Source organism: Azonexus sp. (assembly GCF_047638095.1).
GTDB lineage: Bacteria > Pseudomonadota > Gammaproteobacteria > Burkholderiales > Rhodocyclaceae > Azonexus.
Genome location: NZ_JBLJBW010000033.1, coordinates 20,821 through 29,605, shown reverse-complemented (window position 1 = coordinate 29,605; position 8,785 = coordinate 20,821). Strand labels below are relative to the sequence as shown.

At 60.2% G+C, this 8,785-nt stretch carries 7 protein-coding genes; 3 read left to right on the top strand and 4 right to left on the bottom strand.

Features of this window, described 5'->3' with window-relative positions; genetic code table 11:
* Positions 1–160: 160 nt before the first annotated feature.
* The 3 genes from ACM62Q_RS09600 to ACM62Q_RS09590 form a co-directional block, all read right to left on the bottom strand.
* The gene (locus ACM62Q_RS09600) at positions 161–2,464 is read right to left on the bottom strand and encodes a TonB-dependent receptor plug domain-containing protein (protein ID WP_415035968.1); all 2,304 of its coding nucleotides are present in this window, start codon (positions 2,462–2,464) and stop codon (positions 161–163) included.
* Between the two features lie 114 nt (positions 2,465–2,578).
* Complete coding sequence (gene ptsP / locus ACM62Q_RS09595; protein ID WP_415035966.1) at positions 2,579–4,315, bottom strand: phosphoenolpyruvate--protein phosphotransferase; 1,737 nt, start codon at positions 4,313–4,315, stop codon at positions 2,579–2,581.
* A 4-nt stretch (positions 4,316–4,319) separates the two neighbouring features.
* Positions 4,320–4,589, bottom strand: coding sequence for an HPr family phosphocarrier protein (locus ACM62Q_RS09590; protein WP_415035964.1), 270 nt, complete (start codon positions 4,587–4,589; stop codon positions 4,320–4,322).
* On the opposite strand from ACM62Q_RS09590, the gene ACM62Q_RS09585 reads away from it, so the two are divergent.
* A complete protein-coding gene (locus tag ACM62Q_RS09585; protein ID WP_415035962.1) occupies positions 4,588–4,809 on the top strand; it encodes a hypothetical protein in 222 nt (73 codons plus the stop codon). The genes ACM62Q_RS09590 and ACM62Q_RS09585 overlap by 2 nt on opposite strands.
* Positions 4,810–4,904: 95 nt before the next feature.
* Positions 4,905–5,723, top strand: a complete 819-nt coding sequence (locus ACM62Q_RS09580; protein ID WP_415035960.1) for a formylglycine-generating enzyme family protein — start codon at positions 4,905–4,907, stop codon at positions 5,721–5,723.
* Positions 5,724–5,792: 69 nt separating this feature from the next.
* On the opposite strand, the gene ACM62Q_RS09575 is transcribed toward ACM62Q_RS09580, so the two are convergent.
* The gene (locus ACM62Q_RS09575) at positions 5,793–6,779 is read right to left on the bottom strand and encodes a diaminopimelate dehydrogenase (protein WP_415035958.1); all 987 of its coding nucleotides are present in this window, start codon (positions 6,777–6,779) and stop codon (positions 5,793–5,795) included.
* Positions 6,780–7,028: 249 nt separating this feature from the next.
* Here ACM62Q_RS09575 and ACM62Q_RS09570 point away from each other — a divergent pair, with 249 nt between their 5' ends.
* A complete protein-coding gene (locus ACM62Q_RS09570) occupies positions 7,029–8,780 on the top strand; it encodes a methyl-accepting chemotaxis protein (protein WP_415035956.1) in 1,752 nt (583 codons plus the stop codon).
* Positions 8,781–8,785 lie beyond the last annotated feature (5 nt).

Here is an 8,785-nt window from a genome sequence, read left to right as displayed (position 1 = left end):
ACGGCACAGCTGGGGCCGCTGAAGCCTTATTACCCAAGACAGCCGGCGGGGACTTCGGTCCCCGTCGTCACGTTTACACACCTTATTTACACACTCTGTGCACGGCAAAACGCCCCGGCTGCGCGTGCAGACCGGGGCGTTTTGTGGCGAGCGGATCAACTCAGAACTTGACGTTGATCCCGGCGTAGATCGAGCGCCCCATGCCGGGTACCGGAGTACCCCAGGCGATCATGCCGTCGGCTGCCGGCGGATTCAGCGACATGGTGCGGCCCTGGCCGAAGTAAGCGCCGCCCAAGGGCATCTGGTAGTAGCGGTCGAACAGGTTTTCGACGCCAAAATCCAGGCGCAGCTGCTTCCATTGGTGGCTCAGGCGCAGATTGACCAGACCGTAACCCGGCGTTTTCATTTCATTGCGCGCGCTGGACACTTTGCGCTTGGCCGCCACGCCGACGACCTCCAGAGCATTGTCCCAGGCCCCCAGTTTTTGCGTCAGTTTCAAAGTCGCGTTGAGCGGCATGAGGTTGTAGAGATCGTCGCCGGTTTTACGGTTTTTGCCACGGGTATAGCTGAGCAAACCTTGCACGCCGAATTCGCCGAAACCGGTTTTGGCCAGCCCGGATTTACCCGATACATCCACCCCGTACAGGCGCGCCGAATGATTGGCGTAGCGCAGCACCGAGAACTGGTCACGCACCAGAGTCGTGCGGGCAGCGTTGGTGGCCGGATCCCATTGCACGGCATCGATGTAGTCATCGACATGGGTGTAGTGCGGCGTCAGCTTGAATTCGCGGCTGCGCTCGGCATTGTGCCAGTCGAAGGTGGCCGACAGCGTGTAGGCTTTTTCCGGTTTCAGATCCGGATTGCCGACATAGCCGTTACCGTCACCGACGAAGTTGTTCATGGTCGCCGCCATCGCCCAGGTCGACCAGGGATAGGTTTCGTACAGGCCGGGCGAGCGGGTTTTGCGGGCAAAGCCGAATTCCATGTCGAAACCGGCATCGACCAGATAACGGGCGAGCGCCGTGAAATCCCAGTTGTTGTCGCTGCGCGAATGGTTGCGGGCGTTGAAGGCATCGGCATCGCGCTTCTGGTAATTGAACATCGGTGCCGTGCCATTGGTGTTCGGGTTGTAACCCCGCGCCTGACCGGCATCCATGCTCACCCGCTCGTAGCGCAGGCCGAGCAGGGTCGTCCAGTGCGCGCCGCGGACGGCTTCCCACTCGGCGAAGAGAGCCTTGCGGTCACGCTCGCCGTTTTTGATGTTTTCAAACACGCCCGGCCCCATGCCGCCGCCAGACGCCGGCCAGTAGTCATCGAGGCGGTAGCGCTGCAACTCGCTGCCGATGCGCAGCAAATCGTTCTGGCTCAGTTTGACATCGGCTTTCAGGCTGGCCCCGGTGGTGCGCGTTTCGGTCACCATCGGCATACCTTTGGCGCAGGTGCCGGCAGGGTCGCCGGCAAAGCGGATGGGGCTGCACGGTGCGCCATTCACGCCGCCGGAATTGCTGCCATACCAAAACCGCTTATCCCGCCCAAAGTCCATGAAGTGATCCACTTCTTCGTGGTACACCCGGGCTTCCAGCTTGCCCCAGTCAAATTTACCCAGCCAGCGGGCGTTGACGCGTTTTTGCTCGTTGTCGAGCAAATCCATGCGCTGGTTGGGGTAGAGCTGTTCCGGCATGTTCTGATAACCGAACTTCACTTCAAACAAGTGGTTGGCGCTGCGCACCGCCATGCCCAGGGTGTGGTTGGTCGTTTCGTAGCCGGTGGAGCCGACTTCATCGCGCGCCAAAGTGTGGCCGGCGTTGCCGGTGGCGGTGTAATTTTTGAAATTTTTGCCGGCAACATAGTTATTGGCCTTGCTGAGCGCGCCGGTATAGCTGAGGTTGATGTTTTCGGTGGCAAAAGTGGCGCTGGCATTGACGCCGCGCGCATCGTTGTTGCTGCGATAGAAGCTGCCGACTTCGCCCTTCAGCAGATGGCCCGCGCCGGCTTCGGCGAATTCGGGCGCCTTGGTTTCGGCGATGATGCTGCCGCCGATCGAATCGCCGCCGGCGCTGACCGGGTTGATGCCGGCATAGACGGTGAGCGCATCGACCTGGCTGGGATCGAGGTAGGAGAGCGCCGGGTTCATGTGATTGGGGCAGCTTGCCAGCAAATCCATGCCGTCGACCTTGACCCGCAGGCGGTCATCGGCCAGACCGTGGATCACCGGCAGACTGGACACCTGCCCCGCGCCGTAGAAACTGACGCCGGGCACTTCGCGCAGCATTTGCGCCACGTCGCTGCTGCGCGCGCCTTGCGGTTTCAGGCTATCCGCTCCGAGCTTGCTGCTGCTGCCTTCGCTTTGTTCGCGCGCCGACTGGACAACGACCGACTGCATGGTTTGTTCCGGTTCGGCCCAGGCGGCGGCAGAAAAAATCAGCGCCATGGCGGCGGCAAGTGGCGTAAAACGCTGCTGCATATCCCATTCCCTCTATCGTTGTTGATTGTCGGGGCGGATTCTCGGTAAAGGGCGTGTTTTAGGGAATGCGGCAAATTGTCGCAGGCGGTTTGGCCCAGGGTGCGTCCATCAAGTTCAAGCGTTGAGCTTTTCCAGGGCTTCGCGCAGTTTGGCGGGCTCTTCCAGGCGCAGGATGCGACGCACGGCGGCGGTGAGCTCAGAAAGTTCTGACTTCAAAATCCGACTTTTCACCTTCAAAATTTGCGAGGGATGCATGGAAAAAGTACGCAGCCCCATGCCCAGCAGCAGGCGGGTGAGCTTGGGGTCCCCCGCCATTTCGCCGCACACCGACACCGGAATGCCCACTTTTTCCGCGCTGCTCAAGGTGTGCGCCAGCAGCATCAGCACCGCCGGGTGCAGCGGGTCGTAGAGCGCCGCCACCTGTTCATCGGCGCGGTCGATGGCAAGCGTGTATTGAATCAGGTCGTTGGTGCCGATCGACAAAAAATCCAGGCGACGCAAGAACAGGCCGACAGCCAGCGCCGCCGCCGGAATTTCGATCATGCCGCCGACCGGGATGTTTTCGTCGAAAGCGATTTTCTCGCCGCGCAGGCTGGATTTGGCCTGCGCCACGGCGGCCAGGGTCTGATCGATTTCATGTGCATGCGCCAGCATGGGAATGAGTAGCTTGACCGGGCCGAAGCGGGAAGCGCGCAAAATGGCGCGTAGCTGGATCTGGAACATTTTTGGTTCGGCGAGCGATAAGCGGATTGCCCGCCGCCCCAGCGCCGGATTGGTTTTGACGCGGCTGCTGGCTTCTGGATGCAAGTCCTTGTCCGCCCCCAGATCGAAGCTGCGAATGGTGACCGGCCGCCCGCCCATGCCCTTGACCACTTTTTTGTAGGCCTCGAACTGCTCCTCCTCATCCGGCATGTCGCCACGGTCGAGAAAGAGGAATTCGGTGCGAAACAGGCCGACCCCTTCGGCTCCGCCGTCGAGCGCATCGGCCACGTCGCCGGGCAGCTCGATATTGGCGTGCAGGGCGATGGCCTCGCCGTCCAGGGTTTGCGTCGGTGAATTCTTGAGCTGGCGCAGCTTGTTTTTTTCCAGGGCAATCTGCCCCATGCGCAGCCGGTATTCCTCCAGCACATGCACATCCGGATTGACGATGACGATGCCGCGCAGACCATCGACGATGAGCTGCTCACCGTCGCGGATCAAGGCGCGTCCGTTTTCCAGGCCGAGCACCGCCGGAATCGCCATGCTGCGCGCCAGAATCGAAGTGTGCGAAGTCGCCCCGCCGACATCGGTGATGAAGGCGGCAAAACGCTGATCCTTGAAAGCGATGGTGTCGGCTGGCGACAAATCGTGGGCGACGATGATCAGCGCCTCCTCCTTCGCCGTCTTGCCCGCCTTGAGCGAAGCGCGCGCCGGGTGCCCGAGCAGCTCCTTGACGATACGCTCCACCACCTGCACCACGTCAAATTTGCGCTCGCGCAGGTAAGCGTCCTCGAACTGCTCGAACTGCGCCACCAGATATTCCATCTGCTGCACCAGCGCCCATTCGGCGTTGCAGCGCCGCTCGCGGATGAGTTCGCGCGGTTTGATTGAAAGCTCGGCGTCGTCGAGAAACATCAAATGCACGTCGATGAAGGCGGCCAGCTCGGGCGGCGCGTGTTCGGCATTGCCTTTGAGTGCGGTCAGCTCTTGGCGCACGGCATCGACGGCGGTATCGAAACGGGCGATTTCTTTGTCGATCTGACGCGCACCCAAGGTCAGGTGCGCCACTTCCAGCGTTGCTTGCGACATCAACAGCGCCCGGCCAATGGCGATGCCAGCCGAAACGCCCAGACCGTGCAGGGTAAAGCTCATCGCATCATTCCCCTTCGCCGAAATAATCGGCGATCAAGGCCAAAAGCGCCGCCATGGCCTCGGCTTCGTCCGCGCCGTCGGTTTCCAGCGTGACCATCGAGCCCTTGCCGGCGGCCAGCATCATCACGCCCATGATGCTCTTGGCGTTCACCCGCCGCTCGCCCTTCGTCATCCACACTTCGCAGCCAAATTTGCTCGCCAGCTGTGTCAGCTTGGCGCAAGCCCGTGCATGCAGGCCGAGTTTGTTGATGATCTGGGTTTCTTGAATGAGCATGGCAGTCGCTTGGCAAGGGGTAGCAAACGATAAATTCTACCTTGCATGTGCCGCCCTGGTGAGTTTCCTCCCCGTGCGTCAGGGCAATCGCATCAATGCTGCACCGATTTTCCCTTTTCAAAAGGAGGGGCTGGCGCGTGTCATTGCCCTGCCCAAACGAGTTTTTGCATATGCGCTGGGTGGCTGGCATGGCTGGGTTTTGGGCAGCAGGTGTTCATAAGAATTTTCTGATTTTTCAGCAAGCCACTGAAAACATGACGCTTTCGCGCTTGCACTAGGCGATACTCGGGCCTGCCTGTTTTTCCCGGAGCCATCATGCCGTCCCCTTCTTTGCCGCTCGTCAGCCTCATTTTTTCTGCTTTTCTGAGCGCCGCGAGCGCGCACGCCGCCAGCGAAACGCTGCCCGCCACCTGGACGGAGCCGAAGAGCGGCATGGAATTCGTGCTGGTCAAGGGTGCCTGCTATCCGATGGGCGACACTTTCGGCGACGGCGAACACAACGAGGTGCCGGTGCACGAAGTCTGCCTGGACGATTACTACCTGGGCAAATACGAAGTCACCCAGGGCCAGTGGCAGAAAATCATGGGCGATAACCCGGCAGAGTACGCCCGCGGCGACGATTACCCGGTGGAAAGCGTGATGCTGACCGAGGTCGATGCCTTCATTCATCGCCTCAACCGCGGCAGCGGCGAAAATTTCCGCCTGCCGAGTGAGGCCGAATGGGAATTCGCCTGCCGTGGCGGCGGGCAGGCGGTGAAATACGGCAGCGCCGGCAAGGAAATCGATCAGAAAAACGCCAACATCAGCGGCGGGGCCGACGATCCCTGGCCGGAAACCGCGCCGGTCGGCAGTTTCGCGCCCAATGCCCTGGGCCTGCACGATATGTCCGGCAATGTCTGGGAATGGGTCTCCGATATCTACGCCGCCGATGCTTATACGAAACATGCGCGCCACAACCCGCGCTTCGACGAGCCCGGCCCCAGCCGCCTGGTACGCGGCGGTGCCTGGTCGCACGATGGGCAGTTTGCCCGCTGCAGCAAGCGCCACATGCATTGCCGCCCGAGCGTGCGTTACGACATCATCGGTTTTCGCCTGGTGCGGGACGTGCCGAAATTCAGCCGCCCCGGGCGTTAAAAAAGCCAGGGAAATCCCTGGCTTGGCGGTTGCTTGGCGTTTGGCTTGATTCCCGCGTGCGGGCGCATTTCACAGCAACTCTTGACGCAGCGTTGCCGCCGATTTGATCGACAAGAGGCCGGGAGCGACGTCGAAAGCCGTTTTTGCCCCGCTCTGCCCCTGCTGATTCAGGCGGTAAGCGGCGCGCGCATAGGCCACCAGCACGCTGGCGGTGAATTCCGGGTTGCTGTCCAGTTTCAGGGAATACTCCACCACCTGCTTGTGTTCGGCGCTGGTGCTGCCGCTGCGAATCACGAAACCGCCGTGCGGCATTTTGCTGTGCTCTTTTTTTAGCGTTTCTTCGCTGATGAAATGCACCGTCGTATCGTAATCGGCAAAATAGTTGGGCATGGTGACGATGGCCGTTTCAACCGCCTTGGCATCCGCACCTTCGGCCAGTACGACAAAGCATTCGCGGGTGTGTTTTTGGCGCGTGCTCAAGCTGGGGCAGCTGCCGCTGCGCACCGCCTCGATGGCTTGCGGCGACGGCAGGGTGTATTGCACGCCGGCTGTGACGCCGGGAACGCGGCGAATCGCATCCGAATGCCCTTGGCTGACGCCTTTGCCCCAGAAGGTATAGGTTTCGCCCTGCGGCAACACGGCCTCGCCATACAAGCGGTTGATCGAGAACATGCCGGGGTCCCAGCCGATCGAGATCAGCGCCGTCTTGCCCGCGCCCTGCGCCTGGGCATCGACTGCCGCAAAATACTCGGGAATGGCGGCGTGCGTATCGAAGCTATCCACCGTGTTGAATTGCGCCGCCAGTTGCGGGCCTTGTTGCGGCAGGTCGTCTTTGGAGCCGCCACAAAGGATTAAAACGTCGATTTTGTCCTTGAATTGGCCGATATCGGCGAGGGCGTACACCGGCGTGCCGGCGGTGGCCGGTTGCAGGCTTTCGGGGGCGCGGCGGGTGAAGATGCCGACGAATTGCATGTCAGGATTTTTGGCGAGGGCGGCTTCGACGCCACGGCCCAGATTGCCGTAACCGGCAATGCCAATGCGGATTTGCGTACTCATGGTTTTCATCCAGGGTTAAAGGTTGCAGACACGCCCCCCGGCATGGCCACGCCAGCGCGGGGGGCGGCAGATATTACACCCGCGCGCGCCACGATACACCGGGGCGCTGGCGCGGGGCGGCGGGGCGAGTTGAAGGATTAAAGATTCAGGTGAAATTGCAAGCAGTTCGCGCTACCATTTTCTCCAATCGAGCAAAAACCAATCTTTTGCCAGGCTTGCGTAGCGTATTCGCACCAGAGGAGAGTCATCATGTCTGCACAGCGGAGCCGTACCAGTAAGATGGTTTTTGTCAGCCTAGTCATCACCTTGCTTTTGGTGCTGTCACTTGCGCTGGTTTTTCTAAAATTGCGTGACGCAGTGGAAGATCTGGACGCAGTGGCCGGGCAACGCTACCAGTCTTACCTGCTGGCCGATGAGTTGCGCCAGAGTTCGGATGATCTGACCCGTCTGGTGCGCACTTATGTCGCCACCGGCGACCCGGCGTTTGAAGCCCAGTACAACGATGTGGTGGCCATTCGGAACGGGCAGAAACCGCGCCCGCAGGCCTATTGGCGGATTTATTGGGATTTTGTCGCGGCAGGTGAAAGCCGGCCGCGCCCGGAAGATCGCAGCATCGCGCTCAGCGATCTGATGCGGGAAGCCGGTTTTACCCCTGCCGAACTGGATAAATTGAAAGAAGGGCAGCGCTACTCGGATCAGTTGGTTGAGCTTGAAACCGAAGCGATCAACATGGCAAAAGGGCTGTTCAAGGATGCTTCTGGGCAGTATTCAAAACAGCTCAGTCCGGATCGGGAGCAAGCCAGTCGTTTGGTAAATGATGGCCGCTACCATAAATTAAAAGCACAGATCATGAAGCCGGTGGATGAATTCTTCCTTATGCTTGAGCAGCGTACTGCGACAGCGCAGGCTGAAGCGAAGGCATTGCTGAAAAATATCCAACTGTTGTTCCTGCTGCTGCTCATTGCCACGCTGAGCGCCTTTGCCTTCACCGTGTGGGCAGGCTACCGGCAGGTGATTCGGATTCTTGGCGGTAAGCCGGCAGTGCTTGATGCATTGGTGCATGAAGTGGCATTGGGCAATCTTGCCGTCGCCCTGCCTGCGGCCGAGCGTGGTAGTGCAATCGATCGCATTGCCAGTATGACCACCGAACTGCGCAAGCTGATCAGCGGAGTGCGCAATGTGGTTGAAGAAGTCGATGCCTCCTCGCGTTCGCTGGAGAATAACGTCGACCAGTCGACACAAATTGCCAGCGCGACCAGTGATTCCACTTCGGCAATGGCGGCAGCCATTGAGCAGATGTCGGTATCGATCACTCATATTTCCGACACGGCCCGTGAAGGACGCAGTGTCGCCACCGAGTCTGAGCAGCTTTCCGAGCAGGGCGGAGAGATCATCGAGCGGACAACGGAAGAAATTCACCATATTGCCGACGTTGCCAGTCGGGTGTCGGAAAGCATCAAGCAGCTTGAAGAAAGCTCAGACCGAATCAGTGGTGTGGTCGAGGTCATTCGCGAAGTCGCCGATCAAACCAATCTGCTCGCACTCAATGCTGCCATCGAGGCCGCGCGTGCCGGTGAAACTGGCCGCGGCTTTGCCGTCGTTGCTGACGAGGTGCGCAAACTGGCGGAACGTACCAGCAGCGCAACAGGTGAAATTAGCAGCATGATCAGCAGCATTCAGGCCAACGCAGGCAGCACCGCTGGGGCCATCGATGACATGGTGAACAGCGTCAATGCCGGCGTCGAGCAGTCCCGCCTGGCGGCTGAGTCAGTCGACAATATCCGTCAGGCGGCACAGCGATCGCTGGCTGCGGTGTCTGAAATTGACAATGCGCTCGGCGAACAGAGTTCCGCCAGTCAGGCGCTGGCCAGTCAGGTCGAAAGAGTGGCGCAGAACTCGGAAGCGAGCACCCAGGCCAGTATGGAAATCAGCAAGTCCGTGCATGACCTGGCCGACTTGGCCGGCAGACTACGCGGGATGACCGAGCGTTTCCAGATCTGAGTGCG